The 25,979-nt window shown below is 73.5% G+C and carries 29 protein-coding genes and 1 riboswitch; of the genes, 16 read left to right on the plus strand and 13 right to left on the minus strand.

Features of this window, described 5'->3' with window-relative positions; all coding sequences use genetic code 11:
- Window positions 1-41: 41 nt before the first annotated feature.
- Window positions 42-1,574, plus strand: a complete 1,533-nt coding sequence (locus C3489_RS13445; protein WP_103782011.1) for a ubiquinol-cytochrome c reductase cytochrome b subunit — start codon at window positions 42-44, stop codon at window positions 1,572-1,574.
- Here the strand turns inward: C3489_RS13445 and C3489_RS13450 are convergent.
- Window positions 1,495-1,893 carry a cytochrome c oxidase subunit 4 gene (locus tag C3489_RS13450; protein ID WP_103782012.1) on the minus strand — a complete coding sequence of 133 codons (399 nt, stop codon included), beginning with the start codon at window positions 1,891-1,893 and terminating at the stop codon, window positions 1,495-1,497. The genes C3489_RS13445 and C3489_RS13450 overlap by 80 nt on opposite strands.
- Window positions 1,890-3,563, minus strand: a complete 1,674-nt coding sequence (gene ctaD, locus C3489_RS13455; RefSeq protein WP_103782013.1) for a cytochrome c oxidase subunit I — start codon at window positions 3,561-3,563, stop codon at window positions 1,890-1,892. The genes C3489_RS13450 and ctaD overlap by 4 nt, the downstream gene beginning before the upstream one ends.
- Before the next feature lie 128 nt (window positions 3,564-3,691).
- Between ctaD and C3489_RS13460 the strand changes: the two genes are divergently transcribed.
- Both C3489_RS13460 and C3489_RS13465 read left to right on the plus strand, forming a co-directional pair.
- The gene (locus tag C3489_RS13460) at window positions 3,692-4,060 is read left to right on the plus strand and encodes a DUF6479 family protein (protein ID WP_103782014.1); all 369 of its coding nucleotides are present in this window, start codon (window positions 3,692-3,694) and stop codon (window positions 4,058-4,060) included.
- 108 nt (window positions 4,061-4,168) lie between these two features.
- Window positions 4,169-4,351: a hypothetical protein gene (locus tag C3489_RS13465; protein WP_103782015.1), complete on the plus strand. Its 183-nt coding sequence runs from the start codon at window positions 4,169-4,171 to the stop codon at window positions 4,349-4,351.
- Between the two features lie 34 nt (window positions 4,352-4,385).
- Here C3489_RS13465 and C3489_RS13470 read toward each other — a convergent pair whose 3' ends face one another.
- Together C3489_RS13470 and C3489_RS13475 are read right to left on the minus strand one after the other, a co-directional pair.
- Window positions 4,386-4,970 carry a hydrolase gene (locus C3489_RS13470; protein ID WP_103782016.1) on the minus strand — a complete coding sequence of 195 codons (585 nt, stop codon included), beginning with the start codon at window positions 4,968-4,970 and terminating at the stop codon, window positions 4,386-4,388.
- Window positions 4,971-5,053: 83 nt separating this feature from the next.
- Window positions 5,054-5,515 (minus strand): MarR family winged helix-turn-helix transcriptional regulator, encoded by a 462-nt coding sequence (locus C3489_RS13475; protein ID WP_103782017.1) that lies wholly within the window; start codon window positions 5,513-5,515, stop codon window positions 5,054-5,056.
- 121 nt (window positions 5,516-5,636) lie between these two features.
- Here C3489_RS13475 and C3489_RS13480 point away from each other — a divergent pair, with 121 nt between their 5' ends.
- The 3 genes from C3489_RS13480 to C3489_RS13490 all read left to right on the plus strand — a co-directional run bounded on the left by C3489_RS13480 (window position 5,637) and on the right by C3489_RS13490 (window position 8,404).
- The gene (locus tag C3489_RS13480) at window positions 5,637-6,137 is read left to right on the plus strand and encodes a metallophosphoesterase (RefSeq protein WP_103782060.1); all 501 of its coding nucleotides are present in this window, start codon (window positions 5,637-5,639) and stop codon (window positions 6,135-6,137) included.
- Window positions 6,138-6,413: 276 nt separating this feature from the next.
- Entirely contained in the window at window positions 6,414-7,202 is a 789-nt protein-coding gene (locus tag C3489_RS13485; RefSeq protein ID WP_103782018.1) for a MerR family transcriptional regulator, read from the plus strand.
- Window positions 7,199-8,404: a glycosyltransferase gene (locus tag C3489_RS13490; protein ID WP_103782019.1), complete on the plus strand. Its 1,206-nt coding sequence runs from the start codon at window positions 7,199-7,201 to the stop codon at window positions 8,402-8,404. The genes C3489_RS13485 and C3489_RS13490 overlap by 4 nt, the downstream gene beginning before the upstream one ends.
- A 3-nt stretch (window positions 8,405-8,407) precedes the next feature.
- On the opposite strand, the gene C3489_RS13495 is transcribed toward C3489_RS13490, so the two are convergent.
- From C3489_RS13495 to C3489_RS13515, 5 genes are all read right to left on the minus strand, one after another.
- Complete coding sequence (locus tag C3489_RS13495; RefSeq protein WP_103782020.1) at window positions 8,408-9,646, minus strand: YncE family protein; 1,239 nt, start codon at window positions 9,644-9,646, stop codon at window positions 8,408-8,410.
- 175 nt (window positions 9,647-9,821) lie between these two features.
- Window positions 9,822-11,051 (minus strand): glycosyltransferase, encoded by a 1,230-nt coding sequence (locus C3489_RS13500; RefSeq protein WP_103782061.1) that lies wholly within the window; start codon window positions 11,049-11,051, stop codon window positions 9,822-9,824.
- Between the two features lie 95 nt (window positions 11,052-11,146).
- Entirely contained in the window at window positions 11,147-12,001 is an 855-nt protein-coding gene (locus C3489_RS13505; protein ID WP_103782021.1) for a bifunctional 5,10-methylenetetrahydrofolate dehydrogenase/5,10-methenyltetrahydrofolate cyclohydrolase, read from the minus strand.
- Window positions 12,002-12,022: 21 nt separating this feature from the next.
- Window positions 12,023-12,106: riboswitch (ZMP/ZTP riboswitch) on the minus strand.
- A gap of 71 nt (window positions 12,107-12,177) precedes the next feature.
- Window positions 12,178-12,447, minus strand: a complete 270-nt coding sequence (locus C3489_RS13510; protein ID WP_146075316.1) for a hypothetical protein — start codon at window positions 12,445-12,447, stop codon at window positions 12,178-12,180.
- Window positions 12,435-12,800, minus strand: coding sequence for a nuclear transport factor 2 family protein (locus C3489_RS13515; protein ID WP_103782023.1), 366 nt, complete (start codon window positions 12,798-12,800; stop codon window positions 12,435-12,437). The genes C3489_RS13510 and C3489_RS13515 overlap by 13 nt, the downstream gene beginning before the upstream one ends.
- Window positions 12,801-12,972: 172 nt before the next feature.
- Here C3489_RS13515 and C3489_RS13520 point away from each other — a divergent pair, with 172 nt between their 5' ends.
- From C3489_RS13520 to C3489_RS13555, 9 genes are all read left to right on the plus strand, one after another.
- Entirely contained in the window at window positions 12,973-13,266 is a 294-nt protein-coding gene (locus tag C3489_RS13520) for a hypothetical protein (protein ID WP_103782024.1), read from the plus strand.
- Between the two features lie 170 nt (window positions 13,267-13,436).
- Window positions 13,437-14,525, plus strand: coding sequence for an S-(hydroxymethyl)mycothiol dehydrogenase (locus C3489_RS13525; RefSeq protein ID WP_103782025.1), 1,089 nt, complete (start codon window positions 13,437-13,439; stop codon window positions 14,523-14,525).
- Entirely contained in the window at window positions 14,525-15,154 is a 630-nt protein-coding gene (locus C3489_RS13530) for an MBL fold metallo-hydrolase (protein WP_103782026.1), read from the plus strand. The genes C3489_RS13525 and C3489_RS13530 overlap by 1 nt, the downstream gene beginning before the upstream one ends.
- Window positions 15,155-15,322: 168 nt before the next feature.
- Complete coding sequence (locus C3489_RS13535; RefSeq protein ID WP_374936738.1) at window positions 15,323-15,580, plus strand: DUF4180 domain-containing protein; 258 nt, start codon at window positions 15,323-15,325, stop codon at window positions 15,578-15,580.
- A gap of 85 nt (window positions 15,581-15,665) precedes the next feature.
- Window positions 15,666-16,580, plus strand: coding sequence for an SDR family oxidoreductase (locus C3489_RS13540; protein ID WP_103782027.1), 915 nt, complete (start codon window positions 15,666-15,668; stop codon window positions 16,578-16,580).
- 347 nt (window positions 16,581-16,927) lie between these two features.
- Window positions 16,928-17,074 carry a hypothetical protein gene (locus C3489_RS38670; RefSeq protein WP_181139659.1) on the plus strand — a complete coding sequence of 49 codons (147 nt, stop codon included), beginning with the start codon at window positions 16,928-16,930 and terminating at the stop codon, window positions 17,072-17,074.
- A gap of 77 nt (window positions 17,075-17,151) precedes the next feature.
- Entirely contained in the window at window positions 17,152-17,853 is a 702-nt protein-coding gene (locus C3489_RS13545) for a L,D-transpeptidase (RefSeq protein WP_103782028.1), read from the plus strand.
- 129 nt (window positions 17,854-17,982) lie between these two features.
- A complete protein-coding gene (locus C3489_RS13550) occupies window positions 17,983-18,168 on the plus strand; it encodes a hypothetical protein (protein ID WP_103782029.1) in 186 nt (61 codons plus the stop codon).
- Window positions 18,169-18,228: 60 nt separating this feature from the next.
- A complete protein-coding gene (locus tag C3489_RS13555) occupies window positions 18,229-19,047 on the plus strand; it encodes a DMT family transporter (RefSeq protein ID WP_103782030.1) in 819 nt (272 codons plus the stop codon).
- A 4-nt stretch (window positions 19,048-19,051) separates the two neighbouring features.
- Here C3489_RS13555 and C3489_RS13560 read toward each other — a convergent pair whose 3' ends face one another.
- From C3489_RS13560 to C3489_RS13570, 3 genes are all read right to left on the minus strand, one after another.
- On the minus strand, window positions 19,052-20,407 hold the full coding sequence (locus C3489_RS13560) for a S1 family peptidase (protein WP_103782031.1): 1,356 nt from the start codon (window positions 20,405-20,407) through the stop codon (window positions 19,052-19,054).
- Between the two features lie 99 nt (window positions 20,408-20,506).
- Window positions 20,507-21,307: an SAM-dependent methyltransferase gene (locus C3489_RS13565; RefSeq protein ID WP_103782032.1), complete on the minus strand. Its 801-nt coding sequence runs from the start codon at window positions 21,305-21,307 to the stop codon at window positions 20,507-20,509.
- Between the two features lie 47 nt (window positions 21,308-21,354).
- The gene (locus tag C3489_RS13570; RefSeq protein ID WP_103782033.1) at window positions 21,355-22,383 is read right to left on the minus strand and encodes a hypothetical protein; all 1,029 of its coding nucleotides are present in this window, start codon (window positions 22,381-22,383) and stop codon (window positions 21,355-21,357) included.
- 88 nt (window positions 22,384-22,471) lie between these two features.
- Between C3489_RS13570 and C3489_RS13575 the strand changes: the two genes are divergently transcribed.
- Window positions 22,472-22,861: a PPOX class F420-dependent oxidoreductase gene (locus tag C3489_RS13575; RefSeq protein ID WP_103782034.1), complete on the plus strand. Its 390-nt coding sequence runs from the start codon at window positions 22,472-22,474 to the stop codon at window positions 22,859-22,861.
- A 49-nt stretch (window positions 22,862-22,910) separates the two neighbouring features.
- Here C3489_RS13575 and C3489_RS13580 read toward each other — a convergent pair whose 3' ends face one another.
- The gene (locus C3489_RS13580; RefSeq protein ID WP_258054687.1) at window positions 22,911-25,619 is read right to left on the minus strand and encodes a hypothetical protein; all 2,709 of its coding nucleotides are present in this window, start codon (window positions 25,617-25,619) and stop codon (window positions 22,911-22,913) included.
- Window positions 25,620-25,979: the final 360 nt, after the last annotated feature.

Here is a 25,979-nt window from a genome sequence, read left to right on the forward strand (position 1 = left end):
GGACACCACCGTGGGTCCCGTGGCACAGGAGGCGGACGGACGTGGAGCGGCAGAGCCGGTCGGAGCCGACGGCGGAGCGGACCAGGGGCGAGCGGCTGGCCGCGGCCGTCGACGCGCGGCTGCCGGTCACCGAGGGCGGTGGCCTGCTGCGCAAGGCCTTCCCCGACCACTGGTCGTTCCTGCTCGGCGAGATCGCCCTGTACAGCCTGCTGGTGCTGGTGCTCACCGGCGTCTGGCTGACCTTCTTCTTCGACCCCGAGATGCGCGAGGTCGTGTACCACGGCCGGTACCTGCCGCTGAGCGGCGTGCGGATGTCGGCCGCCTACGAGTCCACCCTGCGCATCAGCTTCGACGTGCGCGGCGGTCTGCTGATGCGGCAGGTCCACCACTGGGCGGCGCTGGTGTTCGCCGCCGCGATCGGCGTGCACCTGCTGCGGATCTTCTTCACCGGCGCCTTCCGCCGCCCCCGCGAGCTGAACTGGGTCATCGGCGTCACCCTGTTCATGCTCGCCCTGGCCGAGGGGTTCGCCGGCTACTCGCTGCCCGACGACCTGCTGTCCGGCACCGGTCTGCGCATCGCCCAGGGCATCGTGCTGTCCGTGCCCGTGGTCGGCACGTATCTGGCGTTCTTCGCCTTCGGCGGCCAGTTCCCCGGGCTCGACTTCATTTCCCGGCTGTACCCGCTGCACATCCTGCTGCTGCCCGGTGTCCTGATCGGCCTGGTGACCGTGCACCTGCTCCTGGTGTTCCACCTCAAGCACACCCAGTGGAGCGGCCCCGGCCGCACTGAGCGCAACGCCGTCGGCAAGCCGATGGTGCCGCAGTTCACGGCGGGTTCGGCGGGGCTGTCCCTGATGGTCTTCGGCGTGCTCTGCGTGCTCGGCGCCGTCGCCCAGATCAACCCGGTGTGGGTGTACGGCCCCTACCGCCCCGACCAGGCCTCCACCGGCTCCCAGCCCGACTGGTACGTCGGCTTCCTGGAGGGCGCGCTGCGCCTGGTACCGCCGTGGGAGACGAACGTCGCCGGCCACACCCTGATGTGGAACGTCCTCCTGCCCGCCGTCGTACTGCCCGGCCTGCTGTTCCTGGTGCTGTACCTGTACCCCTTCGTCGAGCAGCGGCTGACGGGGGAGTGGCGAACCGAGCAGCACCTGTGCGACCGGCCCCGCGACCGGCCGGTCCGCACCGGCCTGGGCGCCGCCGGGGTCACCTTCTACGCCGTGCTGCTCATCGGCGGCGGCAACGACGTGGCCGCCGCCACCTTCCGCATCTCCGTCAACGTCATGACCTGGACCCTGCGCGTCCTGCTCGTGCTCGCGCCGATCGCCGCCTTCTTCCTCACCCGCTGGCTGTGCCACGCCCTGGCCGACGAGGAGCGCGAGCACCTTCAGGAGGGCGTGGAGACCGGGGACGTACGGCAGACCGTTCAGGGCGGCTACGAGGAGAGCCGCCGCCCCGTCACCACCGTGCGGCCCGGCGCCCCGCGGCCTCGGCTCACTCCTGGTCCTCGCCCCGGTGAACGTACTGGAACGCCATCCCCAGAACCCCCCGAGCCAGCACCGCCATCCCGATGAGGAACAGCCACAGCCCGTAGACCACACCCGTGGCCGACAGCGCGAACCCGGCCGCCGTGACCACGGGCCAGCGGCTCGCCGCCGGGAAGAACTCCACCGGCCCGGCGGCGTCCGCGACCTCGGCGTCCTTCCGGTCCTGCGGGCGCCGGCCCCGGCGCCGGTACTGCACGGCGCTGAAGAAGGACACCAGAGCGGCCATCAGGAACGCCACCACGAGCACCGCCGAGCCGGCCGGCTCGCGCGACCAGAAGCCGTACAGCGCGGCGACTCCCGCGAAGAACAGCGCCACGCCCCCGAACAGCACCGACTCCGTCCTCACCGCTGCCCCACCTCCTTCGACCGCCGGGCCACGTACGGATGGTGCAGGTCGAAGGCCGGGGACTCGGAACGGATGCGCGGCAGGGCGTGGAAGTTGTGCCGCGGCGGCGGGCAGGAGGTCGCCCACTCCAGGGAGCGTCCGTACCCCCACGGGTCGTCCTCGGTGACCACCCGGCCGTGCCGGGCCGAGTACCAGACGTTGTACAGGAACGGCAGCGTGGACACGCCCAGCAGGAACGCGCCCGCCGTGGACAGGGTGTTGAGCAGCGTGAAGCCGTCGGCGGGCAGGTAGTCGGCGTACCGGCGCGGCATGCCCTCCTCGCCCAGCCAGTGCTGCACCAGGAACGTCAGCTGGAAGCCGGGGAAGAGCAGCCAGAAGTGCGCCTTGCCGAGCCGCTCGTCGAGCATCCGGCCGGTCAGCTTCGGCCACCAGAAGTAGAAGCCGGCGAACATCGCGAAGACCACCGTGCCGAACAGCACGTAGTGCAGGTGCGCGACGATGAAGTACGAGTCGGTGAGGTGGAAGTCCAGCGGCGGGGAGGCGATCAGCACCCCGCTCAGCCCGCCCAGCAGGAAGGTCACCAGGAAGCCCAGCGACCACAGCATGGGCGTCTCGAAGGAGAGGGAGCCGCGCACCATCGTGCCGATCCAGGCGAAGAACTTGATGCCGGTCGGCACGGCGATCAGGAACGACATCAGCGAGAAGAACGGCAGCAGCACCGCCCCGGTCGCGAACATGTGGTGCGCCCACACCACCGCCGACAGCATCGTGATGGTGACGGTCGCGCCGATCAGCGGCAGATAGCCCCACAGCGGCTTGCGGCTGAAGACGGGGATGATCTCGGAGATGATCCCGAAGAACGGCAGCGCGACGATGTAGACCTCCGGGTGCCCGAAGAACCAGAACAGGTGCTGCCACAGCAGGGCGCCGCCGTTGGCCGGGTCGTAGACGTGCGCGCCGAACTTGCGGTCCGCCTCCAGGGCGAGCAGCGCGGCCGTGAGCACCGGGAAGGCGGGCAGGATCAGGATCGAGGTGAACAGTACGTTCCAGGTGAACAGCGGCATCCGGAACATGGTCATGCCGGGGGCGCGCAGGCACATGATCGTGGCGATGAAGTTCACCGCGCCCAGCGTCGTCGACACACCCGCCACGACCAGCCCCATCGCCCACAGGTCGCCGCCCGCCCCGGGTGTGTGGATCGCGCTGTTGAGCGGCGCGTAGGCGAACCAGCCGAAGGAGGCGGCCCCGCCGGGCACCAGGAACCCGGAGACCACCATCAGCCCGCCGAACAGGTACATCCAGTACGACAGCGCGTTCAGCCGCGGGAACGCCACGTCCGGTGCGCCGATCTGCAGCGGCATCACGGCGTTGGCGAACCCGGCGAACATGGGCGTCGCGAACAGCAGCATCATGATGGTGCCGTGGATGGTGACGAACTGGTTGTAGCCGTCCTTGCTCAGCACCTGCAGCCCTGGACGCGCCAGTTCCGCGCGCATGGCCATGGCCAGCAGACCGGCCAGCAGGAAGAAGCAGAACGCCGTCACCAGATACAGATGCGCGATCACCTTGTGATCGGTCGTGGAGGTCCAGCGCAGCAGAGCCGCGCCGAGCGCCCGCCCGGCCGGTCTCGGCCCTCCGTCCGGTGTGTGCCGTGCCCTCAGATCCGTCATCGCTCTCCTCCCCGGACCGCGGCGACGCTACCGCCGCACTCCGGGCAGACGTCCGCGCCACGCAGGGACCGGGCGGCGAGGTGCGTCCTACGGCGTATCCGTGGCCGCCGGCCGGGTACCCGCCGCTCATGGACACCTCTTCGAACCTGGCTGCGGCGACGGGCAGCGTCGTCGGTGTGGTCGCCGTGCTGGCGGCCGGCGTCATCATCACCGGTGCCCTGGTGTGGGCGATCCGGCTCGGCATCAAGGTCCGCCGGCGCGAACACCGCGCGCCCCGCCCCGAGGAGCAGCCGACCCTGCCGCCCTCCGGCCCGGTCCGCGAGGTCAGCGAGCGCCGCGCACCCGACGAGACGCCCCGCGCCTGGAAGGACGGCGAGCGCCTCACCCCGCACGAACTGCACTCCGGCGGCGGCCGGTTGGGCCGCGACCAGCGGCGCCCGCGCTGGGAGGACGGCTCCGGCGGCTCGTTCGGCAGCGGCGGACCCGGTGGCTCCTGAATACCCCGTGCACCGCTGGGACGTCTGTTTGAATCCGGTATGTCCCGGGGACCCGGCGACGTAGTGCGAGGAAAGAACGCGCACGCAGCCGAAGGAAGATGAGAAGCCGTGACGACCGCGCAGTCACCCGAGAAGACCGCCGTCCGCCGACCCGAGACCGGCTGGGCGAGGGCCCGCCGGCTGCGACGCCAGCGTGCGCTGCGCACCTGGCTGCCCGCCGTCGAGGACCCGACCGGACCGCCCGCGGCGCACACCGGCGCCGAATGGAACATCGTCCGGGGCGAGGACTGAGCCCGGCGCCGGTCCGCGCCCTTCGCGCGGCTCGTCAGGCGTGCGTCTTGGCGAGGAGTTCCAGGATCTCGTCGGTCGTGCCCGTCTCGCCCAGCCGAGGGAAGATCCGCCGGACACTGTGGGTGTGCGCTTCGGCGTCCATGTCGCTCATGGCGTCCGTGGCGAGGGTGACGTGGTAGCCGTGCTCGTGCGCGGCGCGGGCCGTCGATTCCACGCCCATGCTGGTGGCGATCCCGGTCAGCACGATCTGCGTCACCCCGCGGCGGCGCAGCTGCACATCCAGGTCGGTGCCGTGGAAGGCACCCCAGTTGTGCTTCGTGACGGCGATGTCACCCGCGTGACCGGACAGCTCCGGCACGATCACGTCCCAGCCCTCGGGGCGGGCACCCCCCGCCCTGGGGGTTTCGGTGCGTCCGGGCACGGCGTCCGCGCCGTCGGCCGCGAACGACACCCGCACCAGCACCACCGGCAGGCCGCGCTCGCGGAACGCGTCGGCCAGCCGGGCCGACCGGGCGACGACGTCGGCACCGGAGTGCGGCTGCACGGGCGCGGCGGCGATGCCCGCCTGAAGGTCGATCACGACGAGAGCGGTACGCGGGTCGAGTGCGGTGACAGCCATGGGCGGGCCTTTCGGTGCTCGGGCGGGTTCTTCGGGGCGTGAAGGGCTCGGGGTGGAAGGGGGACCCGGCGCCGGCCGGGCCGTCACGGCTGCGACAGCCGCTCCAGCAGCGCCAGAGCCTGAAGCACTGTGCGCCGCTCGGCCTGTGTGTAGCGGTCCTGCAGGGCGCGGGCCAGCCACTCCTCGCGGGCCTGCCGGTCCCCGGCGACGCGCTCCTGCCCGGCCTCGGTCAGGGTGACCAGCTGGCGCCGCCCGTCGGCGGGGTCGGGGCTGCGCCGGATCAGCCCGTGCTGCTCCAGCGCGGCCAGCGTGGCGGCCACGGACTGCGGGCGCACGCCCTCGGCCGCGGCGAGCGCGCTCGCCGTCGCCGCGCCGTGCTTGCCGACCAGGGTCAGCGCGGACACCTGTGACGGGGTGAGCGCGTCGTCCCCGGCGACCTCACGGACGCGGCGGCGCAGCCGGCTGATCAGGACCCGCAGCTCCTGGGCCGCGCGTGCGGCATCGGCGGAGATGTGCGCGGAACGGCCTGCGTCCTGGTGGTCCATGGGGGGAACGGTAATTTCTTCAGGTGAAACTGTCCAGTTGAAGCTGTTCAGTTAAGACTGAACAGTTTCACCTGAAGGAAGGGTGCGCGTGTCCGGCCCCCCGGCGCCGTACGCTGAGCTCGTGCGCCTGCTGCTGATGTCCGACACCCATCTCCCCAAGCGCGCCAAGGAGCTGCCGGCGCCGCTCCTCGACGAGCTGGAGCACGCCGACGTCGTGCTGCACGCCGGGGACTGGGTCGACACCGCCACGCTCGACCTGCTGGAGAGCCGCAGCCGACGGCTCGTCGCGGTGTACGGCAACAACGACGGGCCCGAGCTGCGCGCGCGACTGCCCGAGGTGGCCCGCGCCGAGCTGGGTGGCCTGCGCTTCGGCGTGATCCACGAGACCGGACCCGCCCAGGGCCGGGAGGCCCGCTGCGCCGCCCGCTTCCCCGACCTCGACGTCCTGGTCTTCGGCCACAGCCACATTCCCTGGGACACCACCGCACCCGGCGGCCTGCGCCTGCTCAATCCCGGCTCCCCGACCGACCGGCGCCGCCAGCCCCACTGCACCTACCTGACCGCGACCGCGGCCGACGGCCGCCTCACGGACGTGGTCCTGCACCGGCTGCCGCCACGCTGACCCTGTCGCCGACCTCGGCGTGACCCGGACACGGGCCGGGCCGCCTCACCTCGGTGGAAGCGGCCCGGGCGCTGCGAGTGGATTGCGCTGTCACGGACCTCCTTCATCCGACGGTCTCCGTAGCGGCGACGCATGCGGTGCATGCCTCGTCCGTATAGGGCGTGACTACCCCGAAATGTCCGTATCACACCCCGCACGCCAACCGATTTTCCCGGGGCCGTTTGACCCTCACCTCACGTCAGGGTTCAGGCTGAACCCCGACGAAAGGGCAGGTGGATGAGCTACAGCGTGCGACAGGTCGCGGACTTCGCCGGGGTGACGGTGCGGACGCTGCACCACTACGACCGCGCCGGACTGCTCACGCCCAGCGGCCGCAGCCACGCCGGATACCGGCTCTACGACGACGCCGACCTGGCGCGGCTGCAGCAGATCCTCTTCTACCGCGCCCTCGGCTTCCCGCTGGAGCGCATCGCGGCCGTCCTCGACGACCCGCAGGGCACCGCGCTGGAGCAGCTGCGGGCCCGGCACCGCGAGCTGCGCGAGGAGATCGCGCGCCTGGAGCGGCTGGCCGGTCTCGCCGAGCGGGCCATCGAGATCCAGCAGACCGGCGTGCCGATGGGCCACGAGGAGCGCGCCGAGATCTTCGGCGAGATCACCTTCGACCTCAGCTACGCCACCGAGGCCGAGCTGAAGCACGGGCAGTCGCCGGGACAGCGGGAGGCCATGGCACGGGCCGCGGCGCACGGCAAGGAGGACTGGCGCCGGCTGATGGCCGAGGCCGCCGACTGGCGGCTGCGGCTGCTGGCGGCGTTCGACGCGGGCGTGCCCGCCGACGGCGAGCGGGCCGCGGGCCTCGCCGAGGAGCACCGGCAGCACATCACCCGGTGGTTCACGCCCTGCCCACCCGACATGCACCGGCGCATCGCGGACGACTTCCACGCCGATCCGAGGGCCTTCGCCCTGGTCGTGCCGCCCTCCCAGCAACGCCCGGGCCTCGCCGCCTATCTGCGCGACGCCGTCCACGCCAACGCCCGGCGCCGGACCGAATCCGAGGGGACCCCATGAGAATCCTGATCGCGGCGGCCGGGTCACGCGGTGACGTCGACCCCTACACCGGTCTCGGTGCCGCCCTGAGCTCCGCCGGACACGACGTCGTCCTCGCCGCCACGCGGACCTACGAGCCCCTGGTGCGCGAGGCGGGCCTGGGCTTCAGGCCGCTGCCCGCACCGGCCCGCGGTGACGTCGCCGGCAAGCGCCGGCTGATGCGCGCGGCGGCCGCGTACGCCGACGAGCTGGGGCGCGGCTTCGCCGACGCCGTCGATCCCGGCACCGATCTGCTCCTGCTGTCGGCCACCACCGCCCCGCTCGGCCGGCACCTCGCCGAGGCGACCGGCATCCCCCACCTGGACGTGCACCTCCAGCCCACCGCGCCGACCGGTGCGTTCCCGCCTCCGGTGACCGGCGGCCGGTCCCTGGGCCGGCTCGGCAACCGCGCGGCGGGCCACTTCGCCCTGCGCATGACCGACCGGGTCTACGCCCCGGCGGTCGCCGCGCTGCGCGAGCGCCTCGGCCTGCCGACCCTCACCCCGTCGGCCGCGCGCCGCCGGCGGCGGGAGCGCCGTACCGTGCTGCACGGCGTCAGCGCGGCGCTGGTGCCCCGCCCCGCCGACTGGCACCCCGGCCTGGAGATCGTGGGCCCCTGGTGGCCGTACGTCGCCCCGGAGCGCCGGCTGCCCGCCGAGGTGGAGGACTTCCTGCGCGCCGGGCCACGGCCGGTGTTCGTCGGCTTCGGCAGCATGGCCGCCGGACACGGGGAGCGGCTGAGCGAACTCGCCGTCGCCGCGCTGCGCCGCGCCGGGCTGCGCGGCATCCTCCAGTCCGGCAGCGCCGGGCTCGCCGCCGAGGGCGACGACGTGCTGACCGTCGGGGACGTGCCGCACGCGCTGCTGTTCCCCCGCGTGGCGGCGGTCGTGCACCACGCCGGCGCGGGCACCGCACACGCCGCCCTGCGGGCCGGGGCGCCCGCCGTGCCCGTGCCGGTGGCGGCGGACCAGCCGTTCTGGGCGGCCCGCCTCGCCGGGATCGGCGCCGCCGCCGCGCCGATCCCGTTCCGCTCCCTGACCGCGGCCCGCCTGGCCGAGGCGCTCACCGCCGTCACCCGGGAGACGGAGTTCTCGGTGGCCGCGGCACGGGCCGCCGAGCGGCTCGCGGCCGAGGACGGGGCCGGCGCCGTGGTCAAGGCCGTCGACCGGGTGCGTACCGGATGACGCTCAGCTGCCCGGCGCGGTCCAGTCGGCGGCCACATGGCCGAGCCGCACCCGCTGCGGATGGTCGCCGACCGGGACCGACACCCGCTTGCGGCCGGTGGCGAAGTCGATGGCGGTGACCTGGTCGGCGCCGCTCTCGGAGATCACACAGTCCCGGCCGTCGCCGCTGACCGTGGCCCAGTAGGGCTTGGACGCGGGCACGAGCGGGCCCTCCTGGAGGGTGGCGCGGTCGACGACGGTCGCGTAGTCGTCCATCGTGCCGGCCACGCACAGCTTGCCGCCGTCGGGCCGCATCGACAGGCCGTGGTGGCGCGAGTCGTTGACGAAGGTGGTGCGGTCGTCGCCGGTGGCGGGGTTCTTCGGCAGGGTCTTGGTCCGGGTGATCCGGTCCGTGGCGACGTCGTACTCGAAGAAGCCGTTGAAGAACGACACCTGGAAGTACAGCTTCGACTCGTCGGGGGAGAAGACGGCCGGCCGCACCGCGTCGGAGTAGTCCTTCAGCCCGATCGCGTCGAGCCGCTCCCGCATGTCGATCACCTTGACCGGCTTGTACGTCGTCGCGTCGACGACCGTGATGTGCCGGTCGCCTTTCGTCCAGTCCAGCCACGGCGCGTCCAGCGCGGTGTTCACGTCACCGATGGCCATGTTCCACAGGTACTTGCCGTCCTTGGTGAAAATGTTCTCGTGCGGCTTGTCCCCGGTGGCGAAGGAGCCGAGCTGCCGGCCGGTGACGATGTCCAGGACATGGACGGTGTTGGAGGTGGACGCGGAGACCGCGACGCGGGTGCCGTCGGGGGAGACGGCCATGTGGTCGGCGCGGTAACCGGACACCGGGAAGCGCCAGTTGAGCTTCCCGGTGGCCAGGTCGATCGACACGACGTCGGCGAAGCTGGGCCGCGAGACCACCACCGACCGGCCGTCGGGCGTGGAGTACATGTCGTCGACGAACTGGTCGTGGCCCTCGCCGACGCTGTTGCGGATCGCCATGAAGTACACCCACTTGACCGGGTCGGCGTTGATCTCCGCGAGCCGCTGCTCCTTGTCCGGCACGACGTCGATCCGGCCGATCCGGGCGAAGTCGCCGGTGGAGGCGATGATGTCGGCGGTGCCGTCCCAGTTGTTGCCGACGAACAGGACCTCCCGCAGGCCGCCGGCATCGGCGCGGGCGACGCTCGCGGGCACGCCGGCCGCGAGCGAGAGGGCGGCGGCCAGGCACAGCAGTCGGGGTCTGAAGGCGGGCATGACGGCTCCTCGGGGTGGGGTGGAACCCGAACACACGTGATGCGCAAGGTACTTACTGCAAAGTAAGGAAGGGAGGCCTGCTCGGCAAGACCGTGGACGCACCCTGGTGCACCGGGCGCCCTCGACCGCTTCGGCGAACCCTGGGGGCGCAGGCCTCGTCGTTCGCGGCGTCGGCCTAGCCTCCGAGGCGTTCCAGCGCCCGCAGCACCGGCGCCACCCCGTCCTCCGCGCGGATCCTCGCCCCCAGCGCCCGCGCCCGCTCCCCGTACGACCGCTCGGTGACGGCCTCGACGAGCGCCGAGGCCAGGGAGTCAGGGGTCAGGCGGCGCAGCGGCAGCGCGCGCGGGGCGACCCCGAGCGCCACCAGCCGGGCGGCCCAGAAGCGTTCGTCGAACTGGATCGGCACCGGCACCGCCGGCACCCCGGCCCGCAGCCCCGCCGCCGTCGTCCCCGCACCGCAGTGGTGGACCACCGCCGCCATGCGCGGGAACAGCAGCGCGTGCGGCACCTCGTCGATCAGCAGCAGATCGTCGCCGTCGGCCGTCAGCCCGCCCCAGCCGCGCTGGATCACGCCGCGCAGGCCCGCACGGCGCAGCGCGCCCGCGACGGCCGCGCTGAAGCCGGCGGCGTCGGGCAGGGTGGCGCTGCCCAGCCCGACGAACACCGGCGGCGGCCCGGCGTCCAGGAACTCCCGCAGCCTGCCCGGAAGTTCGCGCTCCCGCTCGTACGGCCACCAGTAGCCGGTCACCTCAAGGCCCGGCCGCCAGTCCCGGGGCCGGGGCACCACCAGCGGGCTGAAGCCGTGCAGCACCGGCCAGCCCTGCCGCTCCCGGGCGCGCAGCGCGGCCGCCGGACGCACGGCGGGCAGACCCAGCCGGGCCCGGACGGCCGGCACGGCGGAGGCGAAGACATGCTCCACCGCGAGGTTCACCCCGAGGCCCGCGGCCCGGTTCACCGCGCCGCCCCAGGAGGCGGGGGCGAGCAGCGGAGGAGCGAACTCCCGGGTGGCGGCCAGGGGTTGCAGATGCACGCCCAGGCTCGGCCGGCCCAGTCCCTCGGCGACGGCGTGCCCCAGCGGGGCGAGCGCGGCGGCGAGCAGCAGCACGTCGGCGCCCTCGGCCGCCGCCAGCAGCCCGTCCGTCATACGGCCGGCCAGCGCCCGGGCCAGCGCCACCACCCGCACCAGCTTGCCCACCCCGGTGGCGCTGCGGTGCAGGCCCCGGCCCCGCGCCGACTCCAGCTCGGCCCGCGGATCCACCGGCAGCGGGTGGAAGGCCACCCCCGAGCCCGCCACCAGCGGCGCGAACCGCTCGTGCGTGACCAGGGTGACGTCATGACCCGCCCGCGCCAGGGCGTGCCCGAGCCCGGTGAAGGGGGCCGCGTCGCCCCGGGAACCCGCCGTCATGATCGCCACGCGCACGCTGTGCAGTATGGCGACGATCCCGCGGGCCGGCACGAACGACCCGCGGGAAACGGCCACTTCGCGCGACCGCTGCGGCGCTACAGCGACACGCCGAGCTGCCGGGCCGCCGCGTCCACGGTCTGCTCCAGCAGCGTGGCGATGGTCATCGGGCCGACACCGCCCGGCACCGGGGTGATCAGCGAGGCCCGCTCCACCGCGGAGTCGAAGTCGACGTCGCCGACGTTGCCCTCGTTGTAACCGGCGTCGATCACCACCGCGCCCGGCTTGATGTCCTGGCCGCGGATCAGCCGGGGCCGGCCCACGGCGGCGACCACGATGTCCGCCTCCCGCACGGCCGCCGACAGGTCCGCGGTGCGCGAGTGGCAGTAGGTGACGGTGGCGTCGCGGGCGAGCAGCAGCATGCCGACCGGCTTGCCCAGGATCGCGCTGCGGCCCACGACCACGGCCCGCTTGCCCGCCGGGTCGACGCCGTACTCGTCGAGCAGCCGGACGATCCCGCCGGGGGTGCAGGAGACGAAGCCGGGCAGGCCGAAGCTCATCGTCGCGAACGACGCGAAGGTGACACCGTCGACGTCCTTCTGCGGGGCGATCGCCTCGAACGCGGCCCGCTCGTCGATGTGCTCGCCGACGGGGTGCTGGAGCAGGATGCCGTGCACGGCCGGATCGGCGGACAGCGCCGTCAGGGTGCCGACGAGCTCCTCGGTCGTGATGCTCGCGGGCAGCGCGACGTGCCGGGACTCGATGCCGGCCGTGCGGCAGCGGTTCTGCTTCATCCGCACATAGGTGACGGAGGCGGGGTCCTCGCCGACGAGCACCGTGGCGAGGCAGGGCGCCGTCCCGGTACGCGCGGTGAGGTCGGCGGCGCGCTTGGCGGTCTCCTCGACGATCCGGCGGGCGAGGGCGGTGCCGTCCATGAGGCGGGCCTGGGTCATGATGCACTCCTGGGCGAATACGACGTTCGCCCAGGCGCACGGCATCGACTCTGCGGGGCCGCTCCCCGGTGGTGCTCCACCTCAGCGCCAGTCACGACCCGCGACCAGCGTAACCGAGCCCGTCCGGCCGACCGTGCGGGGGCCGCCCCGGCCCTGCGGCCACCGTCCGGCGCCGCTCATCTCCCCGGGCGCCGGCGGCGTACGGCCCGCACCGGTGCGGGGCGCAGCCGGGGGCGGAGCGCGGTGACCACCGTGCGCAGCACGACGGCGGACGCGCGCCGGCCCACCGCGGCGACCGGCGGGGGAAGCCGCAGCCGCACCACCCCGGCGCGGACCGGGTCCCGGCGGACCGAGCCCCCGCCTCCGAGGCCCGCCCGTGCCGAGAAGGTCCAGGTCAACCGGGAGCTGACCTGGACCGTCGCCCGTCGCCTCGTTACTCGTCCCACGCCTCGATCATGATCTGCTGGGAGATCTTGCCGTCCCGCAGGGTGATCATCGACTCCGACAGCACGCGGGTGCCGTCCGGGTACTGGCAGGACTCGCAGTAGGCCGCGTGGTCGCCCTGCACCACGCACTGCTCCAGCTTGTGCGTCATGTCACGGCTGTAGACGTCGTCGAGCATCTCGCGGATCTCGTCCCGGCCGTGCAGCACCGCCGGGTTGCTGGGCTGAGCGTTGCGGTTCACGAGGCGGATCTCCGCGTCGTCCGCGTAGAGGGACAGCAGCGTCTCGGCGGTGTCGCCCTCGATGCCCCTGCGCAGAGTGTCCGTGTCGAAGGCGGACTGTGCCGTGGTGCCCATGGTGACCTCCTTGCCAGGCCGCGGCCCGAGAGGGGGACGGGCCGCACGGGGCCTACGCAAAAGGCTCCTCCGCCCCGCCGGACTCGGCAAGCGCAGCCCGGGTGCTGCGCCTGACGGGTGAGCGGACCGGCGTGCCCGTGTCCACCGGGCCCCTCCGGCCGTTGCTGAAGGCATGATCTCCACTCGTCGTATCGTCGCCGCCGCCGCACTCGCCGCCGGGATCGCCGGCCTCGCCGCCCCCTCGGCGAACGCCGGCGTCCTGGGCGCCGAACAGCTGAACCCGATCGCCCTGCTCGACTCACTCGCCACCAGCGAGATCCCGGCCGAGCACAAGGCCGACATTCCCCGGGTGTCGCAGCAGTTGGCTTCGCTGAACCAGGCGAACGAGCTCAACAAGCTGAACGAGCTGCACCAGGTCACCGACCTGGTCGCCCCGGTGACCGGTCTGCTCCCCGCCGTCGGCTGAGACCGCGGCACCGCCCGACGAGGGGCCGCCCCGACGGGCGGCCTCTCATCATGTCGCCCCTCTTCATGTCCTCGTCCTCTTCCTGTCCCGTCCTCGGCCCCACGGCGCTTGATCACGCGTAGGGTCGTGAACCGGCACGAATGCCCCCGCCGAGGGAAGGATGGAGCAGCATGGCGCAGGAAGTACGCGGCGTGATCGCGCCGGGCAAGGGTGAGCCGGTGCGCATCGAGACGATCGTCGTGCCCGATCCCGGGCCCGGGGAGGCCGTGGTCCGCGTCCAGGCCTGCGGGGTCTGCCACACCGACCTGCACTACAAGCAGGGCGGGATCAGCGACGACTTCCCCTTCCTGCTCGGGCACGAGGCGGCCGGCGTGGTCGAGTCCGTCGGCGAGGGCGTCACCGACGTCGAACCCGGCGACTTCGTGGTCCTCAACTGGCGTGCGGTGTGCGGGCAGTGCCGGGCGTGTCTGCGCGGTCGGCCCTGGTACTGCTTCGACACCCACAACGCCGAGCAGAAGATGACGCTCGCCGGCACGGGCCGGGAGCTGTCCCCGGCGCTCGGCATCGGCGCGTTCGCCGAGAAGACCCTCGTCGCCGCCGGCCAGTGCACCAAGGTCGACCCGTCGGTCTCCCCGGCCGTCGCCGGACTGCTCGGCTGCGGCGTGATGGCCGGGATCGGCGCGGCGATCAACACCGGCGGGGTCACCCGGGGCGACTCGGTCGCCGTCATCGGGTGCGGCGGCGTCGGCGGCGCGGCGATCGCCGGGGCGCACCTGGCAGGCGCCGGCCGGATCATCGCCGTCGACATCGACGACCGCAAGCTGGCCACCGCCCGCACCCTGGGCGCCACCCACACCGTGAACTCCAAGGAGACCGATCCGGTCGCGGCCGTCCGCGAGCTGACCGGCGGTTTCGGCGCCGACGTCGTCATCGAGGCCGTCGGCCGCCCCGAGACGTACACCCAGGCCTTCTACGCCCGGGACCTCGCCGGCACCGTCGTCCTCGTCGGGGTCCCCACGCCCGAGATGAAGCTCGAACTGCCGCTGCTGGACGTCTTCGGCCGTGGCGGAGCCCTGAAGTCGAGCTGGTACGGCGACTGTCTGCCCTCCCGGGACTTCCCGATGCTGATCGACCTGCATCTGCAGGGGCGGCTGCCGCTGGACACGTTCGTCACCGAGACGATCCGGCTCGACGAGGTGGAGCAGGCGTTCGAGCGGATGCACCACGGCGACGTGCTGCGCTCGGTGGTGGTGCTGTGATGGCCGCCCGCATCGAACGCCTCGTCACCTCGGGGCGGTTCACGCTCGACGGCGGCACCTGGGACGTCGACAACAACGTGTGGATCGTCGGCGACGACCACGAGGCGATCGTCATCGACGCCGCTCACGACGCCGACGCCATCGCCGCGGCCGTCGGCGACCGCCGCCTCACCGCGATCGTGTGCACCCACGCCCACAACGACCATGTGAACGCCGCGCCGGCCCTCGCCGACCGCACCGGAGCCGTGATCTGGCTGCACCCCGACGACCTGCCGCTGTGGAAGCTCACCCACCCCGACCGCGACCCCGACGCGCACCTGGTCGACGGGCAGGTCATCGAGGCCGCCGGCACCGACCTCACCGTGCTGCACACCCCCGGGCACGCACCGGGCGCGGTGTGCCTGCACGACCCGGGCCTCGGCGCCGTCTTCACCGGCGACACCCTCTTCCAGGGCGGACCGGGCGCGACCGGGCGCTCCTACTCGCATTTCCCGACGATCATCACCTCCCTGCGCGACCGCCTGCTGACGCTGCCGCCGGAGACGAAGGTGCTCACCGGACACGGCGACGCCACCACCATCGGCGCCGAGGCCCCCCACCTGCAGGAGTGGATCGAGCGGGGCCACTGAGCGAGGGGGGCGGTTATTGGCGGGCGCCTGCCCGCGCCCCGCTCCTAGGATCACCCGCATGACCATGACCACGCTGGAAACCGTGCACGGCGTACGCGTCCTGCGCTGCGCCCCCGAGGCCCCCTCCTCGACGGTGAGCGTGCCGCGCTCGATCTGATCGGCGACGCGATGGGGCAGGGCGCTCAGCTGGTCGCGGTGCCCGTCGAACGGGTGCCGGAGGAGTTCTTCCGGCTCCGCTCGGGGCTGGCGGGCGCGGTCATGCAGAAGTTCGTCACCTACCGGATCCGTCTCGCCGTCGTCGGCGACATCTCCCGGCACGTCGCCGGGAGCACCGCCCTGCGCGACTTCGTGCACGAGACCAACCAGGGCGGCCACATCTGGTTCCTCGCCGACGACGCCCGGCTCCGGGAGAAGCTGAGCGAGTGACGGCCCGCGAATCCTGACAGAAGATGTCCGGCTTCCACGGCACCCTCGGGGACGACACCTCACCCAGGGAAACAGGAGGCCGGACATGTCACGTCCGCTGGACGGCAAGGTGGCGCTGGTCGCCGGGGCCACGCGGGGCGCGGGGCGCGGGATCGCGCTGGAACTCGGCGCGGCCGGCGCCACCGTGTACGTCACCGGCCGCACCACTCGCGCCCGGCGCTCCGAGTACGACCGTCCCGAGACCATCGAGGACACCGCCGACCTGGTCACACAGGCCGGCGGCCAGGGCATCGCCGTACCCGCCGACCATCTGGACCCCGCCCAGGTCCGCGCCGTGGTCGACCGGATCGACGACGAGCGGGGCCGGCTCAACGTCCTCGTCAACGACATCTGGGGCGGCGAGAAGCTCTTCGAGTTCGACGCACCCGTATGGGAGCACGACCTCGACAACGGGCTGCGGATGCTGCGGCTCGCGGTGGACACCCACGCGATCACCAGCCACCACGCCCTGCCCCTGCTGCTGCGCCGCCCCGGCGGGCTGGTCGTGGAGATGACCGACGGGACCGCCGAGTACAACCGCGACAACTACCGCAACAACCTGTTCTACGACCTCGCCAAGAACGCCGTCCTGCGCATGGGCTTCTGCCTCGGCCACGAACTCGGCCCGCGCGGCGCCACAGCCGTCGCCCTCACCCCGGGATGGCTGCGCTCGGAGATGATGCTCGACCATTTCGGCGTGACCGAGGACAACTGGCGCGACGCCCTCGACCGCGTCCCGCACTTCGCGATCTCCGAGTCCCCGCGCTACGTCGGCCGCGCGGTCGCGGCGCTGGCCGCCGACCCGGACGTGGCCCGCTTCAACGGCCGTTCGCTCTCCAGCGGCGGCCTGGCCCAGGAGTACGGCTTCACCGACCTCGACGGCAGCCGCCCCGACGCCTGGCGCTACCTGGTCGAGGTGCAGGACGCGGGCAAGCCGGCGGACGTCACCGGCTACCGCTGACCGGCCGGGTGACGGGTGGCGTGTGGCGGCCTGCGGCAGGTCCGGCGCGTCGCGGTGGATCCGGCGGCTACGCCAGCGCCGCCCGGACCGGCCGAGCAGTGAGCGCGCGACCGGTGAGACCGGTCCCTCGGACCGCCACACCAGCGCCACCCGCCCCCGCGCCCGTACCTCGTCGACCCGCCACGCCCGCAGCCCCGCGTCCTTCGGGAGTCCCGGTACGACGGCCACGCCGAGCCGATGGGCTTCCGCCGCTCCCGCCCGCGCGTCCTGCGCGAACTGCTCGCCGCGCGCGGCAGCTTGCACCGTACGACCGACCGGCTCGCCCACCGCGACGCGCCCACCGCGACGTGGCCGCCCACACCGACCGCGAACTCGTCGGCAGCGGCTCCCCGCTGCGCGGCGCCGCACAGGACCTGCTCCTCGTCGCCTTCGGCCGCAGGCTCGCGGCCGGCCGGCTGGACGGACCGGAAGTTCACCGATTCGTCACAGCCTGACCTGTCCCTGCAACCAACTCCCCCCTCGGCCGGTCTACCTGGCAGAGATTGCAGGACACGCAAGGGAGATACCGGATATGAGGGACATAGGCCGTCGGGGGGCCGTCGCTCTCGGAGTCGCCGGACTGGTGGCGCCGCTCACACTCGCGATCGGCGCCGCCGCGCCGGCGCAGGCCGCGCCGAGCTGCACCAGCAGCACCGGCCCCTACCAGAAGCAGGTCGAGAAGTTCCTCGGCCGCCCGGTGGACGGCAAGCAGTCGTCCGCCGACTGCAAGGCCATCCAGGCCTTCCAGACCAGACACGGCATCACGCCGAACATCGGCTACGCCGGGCCCGTCACCTGGGGCGTGATGGACCTGATGAACAAGCAGAAGGCCGTGGGGAAGAACCCCAACAAGGCGGGCAAGTGCCCCGTGAACAAGGGCCGCATCGCCTGCGTCGACCTCACCCTCCAGCTCAGCTGGATCCAGGACGGCAAGAAGCTCGTCTACGGCCCGGTCCCGGTGCGCACCGGCCGCGACGGCTACGAGACCCGCACCGGTCTGAAGAAGATCTACTGGCGGGACATCGACCACGTCTCCAGCCTCTACCACGTGGCCATGCCCTACAGCCAGTTCTTCGACGGCGGCCAGGCCTTCCACTCGGTCGGCGTGAGCATGTGGAACCCGCCCGGCTCGCACGGCTGCGTCAACATGACGAAGACCGACGCCAAGAAGTACTGGTCGCTGCTCAAGAACGGCGACGACGTCTTCGTCTACGGCCGCAAGCCCGGCACCTGACAGCAGCGACCGGGGGCGGCGCGAAGACGGCCGCCCCCTTTCGTCGCCCCGTATGGACGTGATCATTGACACGTCCGATATGTCCGTACTGCGTGGCCTTACTCACAGCGCCTTCACCTGCGGCGCCGTATGCTTCACAGCATGTCCACCACTGTTGAACCCGCCTCCGAGCGATCGGCCGCGGAGGTCAACGAGGAGATCCGGGCCCTGTGGCTCCGGTCGGGCGGGACACTGACCGGCGAGCAGCGCGAGGAGTACCAGCGCCTCGTCCTGGAGTGGGCCGCAGCGGCCCACCGGCCGGTGAACGCGGCCTGAGCGCCGCCTGACCGCCACCCGCCGCGCATCCCGGCATCCTCACGGGGCACCCCTGACCGGGTGGGTGCCCTTCTCGCTCTGACCTCGGCCCTGACCTACGGAGTCGTCGACTTCGCCGGCGGCCTCCTCTCCAGGCGCGCTTCGTTCCGCGCCGTGACCTTCCTCGGCCAGGCCGGCGGGCTGCTGCTCGCCGGCCTGGCCGCATGGGTGATGTCCGCCACCTCCACCGCCCCCGCCGACCTGGCCTGGGGCGCCCTGTCCGGGATGGGCAGCGCCGCCGCCATGCTCTGCCTCAACCGCGGGCTCAGCCGCGGCGCCATGAGCGTCGTCGTGCCCGTGAGCGCCGTCACCTCCGTCGCGCTGTCGGTGCTGTGCGGGGTGCTGCTCCTCGGGGACCGCCCGGGGCCCGTCGCCTGGCTCGGCATCGCCGCCGCCGTGCCGGCCCTGTGGCTCGTCGCCGGGGGAGCGGCGGCGCCCGGCACGGGGGTGCGCGACGGACTGCTCGCCAGCGCGGGCGTCGCCGTCCAGTACCTGGCCCTCGGGCAGGCCGGTCCGGACAGCGGGCTGTGGCCGGTGGCCGCCGGACGCCTCGCCGCGGTCCTGATGCTGCTGCCCGGCGCCGTACGGCATCCGCCGCGGCTGCGCCCCGCACTCGCCTGCCAGGCGCTGCTCGTCGGGGCCGGCGCGGCCCTCGGCCTGATCCTCTATCTGCTCGCCGCACAGCGGCAGTTGCTGGCGGTCGCGGTCGTGCTCGCCTCCCTCTATCCGGCCGTGCCCGTCGTCCTCGGTCTCGCGGTCCTCAAGGAACGGGTCACCCCGAGGCAGGTGACGGGCCTGCTGGGCGCGGCCCTGGCCACGGTCCTGCTCAGCCTCGGCTGAGGTGTCAGCCCCACATCGCCGAGTAGTGACGGCGAAACGCCCGGCGGTCCTGCTCGGCCCGCAGATAGCGGGTCGCCACCAGCGCGATCAGGCTGCCCGCCACGACCAGCAGACCCGGCCCCGTATTGCGGGTGTCCGTCAGCCTGGACAGCAGCGTCGTGCCCTCGGCGCCAGTGCCCACCGGCGCCGCCGAGCCCGGCGACGCCGCACCGGGCGCCGAGGAAGGCGCCGTGGGGGAGGGGCCGCCGCCCGGCGCGGCCTGCGCCGACACGATCAGCCGCACGCCCAGCGTCCGCAGCGCCTTCGTCACCGGCTGGAAGAACGTCGTACCGCCCGAGACGCAGTCCCCGCTGCCGCCGGAGGTCACCCCCAGCGCGATGCCCTCGGAGAACAACGGGCCGCCGCTGTCGCCCGGTTCGGCGCACACATCGGTCTGGATCAGCCCGGTGACCGTGCCCTCGGGGTAGTTGACGGTCGCGTCCAGCCCGGTCACCTTCCCCTCGCGCAGTCCGCTGGTGCTGCCGCTGCGGAACACCCGCTGCCCCACCACGGGATCCGCCGCGCCCGTGATCCGCACCCCCGTGCCGCCGCCGATCGCCACGACGTCCGCGGCCTCGCCCGCCCGGCCGCTCGCGTAGCGCACCAGGGAGAAGTCGGCGCCGGGGAAGTCGGAGGTGACGGTCTGCCCGACCTGCCGCTCCGCCCGGTTGTCGGCGAACCACAGCGAACCGGACGGCCCGCAGTGCCCGGCCGTGAGGATGAAGTCGGCCCGCCCGTCGGTCACGTTGAACCCCGCCGAGCAGCGCCCGCCCGCCGACAGGATGGGCTGCGCCCCGTTCAGCCGCGTCGTGAACGTGCCGTTCGTGCGCTCCATCCGCACGAAACCGCCGATGCCGTGCGCCAGTCGCGTCAGCCGCGACCAGTCGGCGGCCGAGACGGTCCGGTCGCCGCGCACCACCACCTCGTTGGTGCGGTAGTCGACGGCCCACGCGGTGCCGGACACCCGGGGAGCCGAACGCAGCGCGCGCGTCGCCGACTTCAGCTCGTCCATGCTGCGCGTCACCAGCTTCGGCTCGACGCCCGCCCGGCGCACCTCGGCGGCCGCGCCCCCGTCGGTGACGGCGACGACCGGCCGCCCGTCGGCGCCGACCCAACTGCCCGCCGTACGCGCCGTGCCGAGCCGGCGGACCAGGCCGGCACCCCGTTCCCCGGCCGGCTGCGCGAGCGTGTGCGGGGCGGCGGCCGGGCCGGGCGGTTCACTGGCGACGGCCCGCGTCACCATGACCCCGCCCAGCAGGAGCCCGCCGACGGCCGCCATCCGTGCCGCTCGCCTCACCATCCGTCGTCGTGCGTGCCTCATGATGCCTGGCTCCCGAACCCCGAACGCGCGGCCGCCCGGCCGCGGGGCGCTCCGGTCGGCGCGCGCCCCCTGTCCATACGGCGCCGGGCCCGGCCGTGTTCAGCGCTTGCGGCCCACTCCGCCGAACATGGCCACCTCCGCCGGCTCGGCCCCGTCGGTCGCGTCGGGACGCCAGCGCGAGCACGACACCACGCCCGGCTCCAGCAGTTCAAGACCGTCGAAGAAGCGGGCCACGGCCTCGGGGCTGCGCTGGGTGAGCTTGGGCGTGCCGTGCTCGTTCCAGAACCTCACCGCCTCGTCCACGTCCGGCATCGCCGGGTGGGTGACGGTGTGCGACAGCACCAGGTGGCTGCCCGAGGGCAGCGCGTCCAGCAGCCGTCGCACCAGGCCGTACGGGTCCGCGTCGTCGCCGACGAAGATGACCACGCCGAGCAGCATCAGCCCGATGGGCCGGGTGAAGTCCAGTGTCTTCGCGGCGTGTTCGAGGATCGCGTCGACGTTGCGCAGGTCCTCGTCGAGGTAGTCGGTGACGCCCTCCGGCGTGCTGGAGAGCAGCGCACGCGCGTGGGCCAGCACCAGCGGGTCGTTGTCGACGTAGACGATCCGGGCGTCCGGGGCGTGCCGCTGCGCCACCTCGTGGGTGTTGTCCGCGGACGGCAGGCCGGTGCCGATGTCGAGGAACTGCCGGATGCCCGCCTCGGTGACCAGATGCCGCACCGCCCGGCCAAGGAACAGCCGGTCCTCCCGCGCGTACTCGCCGATGCCCGGGTGCAGTTGGCGTATCTGGTCCCCGGCCGCCCGGTCGACCTCGTAGTTGTCACCGCCGCCCAGCCAGTAGTTCCAGATGCGGGCCGTGTGCGGCTGGGAGGTGTCGATGCGGGCGCGCGGGCTGTCGGTCACGGCCGGCTCCTGGAGGAAAAGGGGACGATACGGGGACAGCAGGCAATCTAGACGGCGAAATTCAGCCGCGCTGGCACTCCGGGAATTTCGGTGCCCGGGCCGAGCCGGGACCAGCTCTCCTCGTCGCCCCAGACGGACTCCGCGGCCACGAACGGGCGCAGCAGCGCGGTCAGTACCGGGTCCCCGTGCCCGTTCAGCTCGTCCGAGGCGATCTTGCGGGCGACACCGGCGAGGAAGTCGGCGAGCTGCACCCGCGCGTCCTGCCGTGCGGCGACCAGCCGCAGCCCCGTCAGACCGGCGCCGCGGCGGCGGGCGGCCGCCACGATCCAGGCGATCCGGTCCTCGGTCAGCATGTTCTGCCGGTCGTGCACCAGCAGGACCGGCCGGCCGTCGTCGCTCCAGGAGGCGGCCGTGCGGACGATCGCCGGCAGGAGCGGATTGAGCACCGGCACCAGCGGCGGGCCGTCGAGCAGCCGGTCCCGATAGGCCTCGGCCCGCGAACGCGTCTCCGCCAGACGGGCCGGCACGTCCGGCGAGCCGGCCGCATCCTCCGCCTCCCGCATCCGCTCGACCACGCGGTAGAACTCGGCCACGGGCGTGCGCGGGTCACCGTCGTACCGCACCCGCAGCAGCCGGTTCGCCGCGCCGAGGAACTCCTGCCAGCACGCGTCACCGAAGGCACCCGGCCCCGCCCGGAACAGGGCCCGCGCCGCCCGGTCGCCGTCGCCCAGCAGCAGCCGGACCGCCTGCTCCACCACGAAGTACGCCTTCTGCGTCAGATGCACCCGGGCCCGCCCGGCCAGCGGGCCCGCGGGCGCGAGCAGCCACTCCAGCACCGCGCGGTGCTTCTCCCGCAGCAGATGGTTCGCCTTGTACTCCTCGGCGGGGGAGCGGATCCGGTCCCGGATCTCCTGCACGAAGACCTCGGCCGCGCGGATGGGGAGCGCCACGCCCGCGTGCGCGAAGACATCGGTGTTCCCGCCGACGAGGTTCTCGCCGTCCGAGCCCGACTCGTCGCACGCCACCTCCAGCGGTGCCTCGTCCGCCCGCCGGCCGTCCGCCCGGTTCCAGGTCACGCCGCGCCCCCTGTCCCTTGCCGCACCTCCAGGATCGCGCATCACCGCACCCCGCCGCCCGGCAATAACCGCGCCTAGACTTCCCGGCATGGACGACGACACGCCCCTGGACCGGCTCGGTGCGGGAAAGTACCTGCTGCTGACCAGCTACCGCAGGAACGGGACGCCCGTCTCCACCCCGGTGTGGGTGGTGCGCGACGGCGACACCCTGGGCGTGTGGACCACCGCCGACTCGTGGAAGGTCAAGCGGATCAGGGCCCGCGCCGACGTCCTGGTCGGCCCGTGCGACGCGCGCGGCAACCCCACGGGCGAGCAGGTGCCGGGCACCGCCGAGATCACCGACGCGGCGACCGTGGGCCGCTATCGCGGGCTGATCGCCCGCAAGTACGGCATCCTCGGCCGCCTCACCCTGCTCGGCAGCCGGCTGCGGCGCGGCCTCGACGGCACCGTGGGCATCCGCGTGAGGCTCACCGGGTGAGCCCTGGCCGGCCGCACCGCGCGCGGCCGGCCAGGGCGCCTGTCGTCGGCTACGACGCGTCCAGGACCGTCCCGGTCAGCACCGGGCCGCCCGGCAGCGGCGCACCCGAGTCGTCCGTGGCCGTGAAGCGCACGGACTCGGCGGGTTCGGCCACCGTGTCCTTGACGGTGGGCACGGACACCTCCGTGCTCGTTGTGCCCGCCGGGACCGACGCCCACACGCCCAAGTACTCGACCTGGGACAGCGGCCGCTCCGGGTCCGGTTCCGCGCCACTGGCATCGCTCAGCCAGGCCGGGTCGACGTCCTTGGTGGACAGCTCCGCCCCGCCCGTCACCGGCACCACCACGAAGGAGGCGCCGACCTCGGCGTCGGCCGGCTCCGACAGGGTCACCTTCCAGCGCAGCGGCCGGCCCTCGGTCACCCGGTCCGCGACCGGCGTCACCGACACCTTGGGCATCGGGTCGTCGTTGAGGGCCGTGACGCCGCCGCGGTGCGCTCCCACGACCGTGCCGTGCACGGCCTTGACGAGCACGTCGTGCGTCACGTCGTAGGAGAAGCGCTTGTTGCCCTCCACCCGCACGGCCACGTCGATGTCATGGCCGCCCGGCCGAACCGTCACCAGGCGGTCCTTCGCCTCGCCGGTGACCGGGTCGACGACGTACACCCGCACCTGTCCGCTGCCGTGCCCAGACACTCGGACCGGGACCCGGTAGGTGTGCACCCCGGAGTCACCCTCCTTGACCGACAGGCGGCCGAGGTCCACACGGGTGAGCGGGGCCTCCGCGACCGCGGGTGTGCCCGGACGCCAGGCCCAGGCGTCCATCAGCCAGGCCCGCCCGGAGCGCGAACGCGGGATCAGCTCCAGCGACTTGACCTGACGCAGGTCCACACCGGCGCGGGTCGCGGCCGTGAGCGGGACCCGCAGCTCGCGCGCCCAGTAGGAGGCGGTGCGGTCGCTGCCGGGCAGCCCGTCGGCGGTGACCCGGCCGAGGACGGCCCGCCGGCCGTGGCTGTCGGTGACGGCGACGTCGAGCAGGGTGCCCCGGGTGTTCGGCGGCACGATGACACGCAGCGCCAGCGACCGGGCGCCGGACAGGGACAGCGGAGCCCCTGGCTGCACCCGGACCGGGGTGCCCGGCGCCGACCAGCGCAGGGCGACCGCACGGCGCCCGGCTTCTCGGCCGGTCTCCCACTGGGCGAAGTGCGGCGAGCTGCCGTGGTCGGCCTCGCCCAGGCAGGCGACGGCCGGCCTCGGGTCCACCGCCGAGCACAGCCGGCCGCCGGTCACCGTGACCTTCCCGTCCGGCAGGAAGCCGGCGCCGCGCTGCGCGCCCACCGCGTGGGTCAGCACCCGCGCCGGGTCCGCGGACGGTGCCCGCCGGCCGGTGCCGTCGAGCAGGTCACGCACCCGGTCGTCGCCGGCGACGAACAGCCGCGCGGCCGCGGCGATGTACGTCGACCCGGCCCGGTGCTGCTGGTCCGCCGTCAGCCGGGTGCGGGTGCCCGGCGAGCACACCGGGTCCTTGTTGTCGGCGTCGTCCCAGAAGTCGTCCTCGGCGGGCGCCTGGGCCTGGCCGGGCGTCCACTCGGAGTTGAAGAAGTTGTGGTTGGCGCCGGTCACGTACACGGCGCTGTGCAGCGCGCGGCCGCGGCTGACCCCACGGGTGCCGTCGACGTACACCTCGCCCTGCAGATCGGACACGTCGCCGTCGCAGCCCGGCAGGATCGTCGCGGACGGCACGTCCGGCACCGGGTTCTGGCCGAAGATCGTCGGGCCGATCAGGACCGTGCCCCGCACGTGCCAGCGGACCGGGCCGCGGTAGCCGTCCTGGGCGGCGGGCGGCGGGTAGAGGCTGTCCATCGCGGCGCGGTTCACGCCCTCGCCGCCGCGTGAGTGCCCGACGAGCAGCACCTTCGACAGGTCGGCCTTCGGGGCCTTGCGGACCGCCGCCGGCGCGGTGGCCGGGTGCGCGGCCCAGTCGGCCCAGCGGGCGAGGTGCTGCCGGACCAGCGAGGAGCGGGCCTGCGCGCCGCCGTCCTCGGCCGCCCAGTCCTGGCCGTTGATGCCGTTCGCGGAGATCGACACGGTCACATAGCCCTGGGAGGCGAGCAGTTGCTGGTCGCGCAGATAGCCGCGGTAGCTGGGGATGGGCTTGGTGCCGGCCGGGCAGGGCCAGTCGCCGGTCGCCTCCTGGCCCTTGTAGCAGGTGGCGTGCCGGCCGTGCAGGAACAGCGCCACGGGGCGCGGGCCCGTGGCGGCGGTCGGCGCCACCACCACGGCGCGCATCTCCACCGGTGCCTTGAAGCCGGGCAGGCGCACGGACGGCAGGTCGTACTCGCCGGTGGCCGTGCGGTAGGTGCCGGGTCTTCCGGGATCCACGGCGCCCGCGGGCAGCGGGGCGGCCGGCGGTACGGCGGCGAGCGGACTGCGCCCACCGGGGTGCGCGTTGCCCTCGGGCGCGTCCAGACGGCGTCCGCCGGACCACACCTGGAGGTCCGTCAGCCGCTCCGGGCGTGCGGTGTCCAGGTCCAGGCGGAAGGTGTGGCCGTCGCGCTCCGGTGCGGGCACGCCGAGCAGCCGGCCCGCGGCGTGGAACTCCACGCGGGCGTCGCCCATGGGTACTTCGGACGCGGAGCGCCACACGAGGCGGCGTCCGTCAGGTTCGTCGGTGATCCGCCAGCCGGGCGGCAGCGAGGTGTCGTGCGCCTCCCGAGTGGGTGCGGCGGCGTGTGCCGCCAGCGGCGATGCCCCCGTCATCGCGAGCACCGCCGTGGCGGCGATGCCTATGCGCCGGGCCAGTGGCAACCGGGCAGGTGACAATGGTCTCTCCTTACAACCCCGTGCGCGGGCACCCCGTCGGTCCCGGGGGCCCCTCGCGCATCGGAGGACGGAGAGCGCCGTCTGTGGGTTGTCTGTGCGAGGGATCGGATCGCGTCAACTTCGAACGTCTGGGCGGGATTGTGACGGGCCGGCGCGGAAAGGGCTTTCTGCATGAGTCGCACCAGCCCGCCTGGGCGAGCAGGCGGTTGTGGAACGCCATCCGGGTCGGGCTCGGGTCGCACAGCGCCACGACGCGGTGGCCGGGGCGGGTGGCAAGGTCCCGGATGACGGTCCGGG

The organism is Streptomyces sp. Ru71 (genome assembly GCF_002920535.1).
GTDB lineage: Bacteria > Actinomycetota > Actinomycetes > Streptomycetales > Streptomycetaceae > Streptomyces.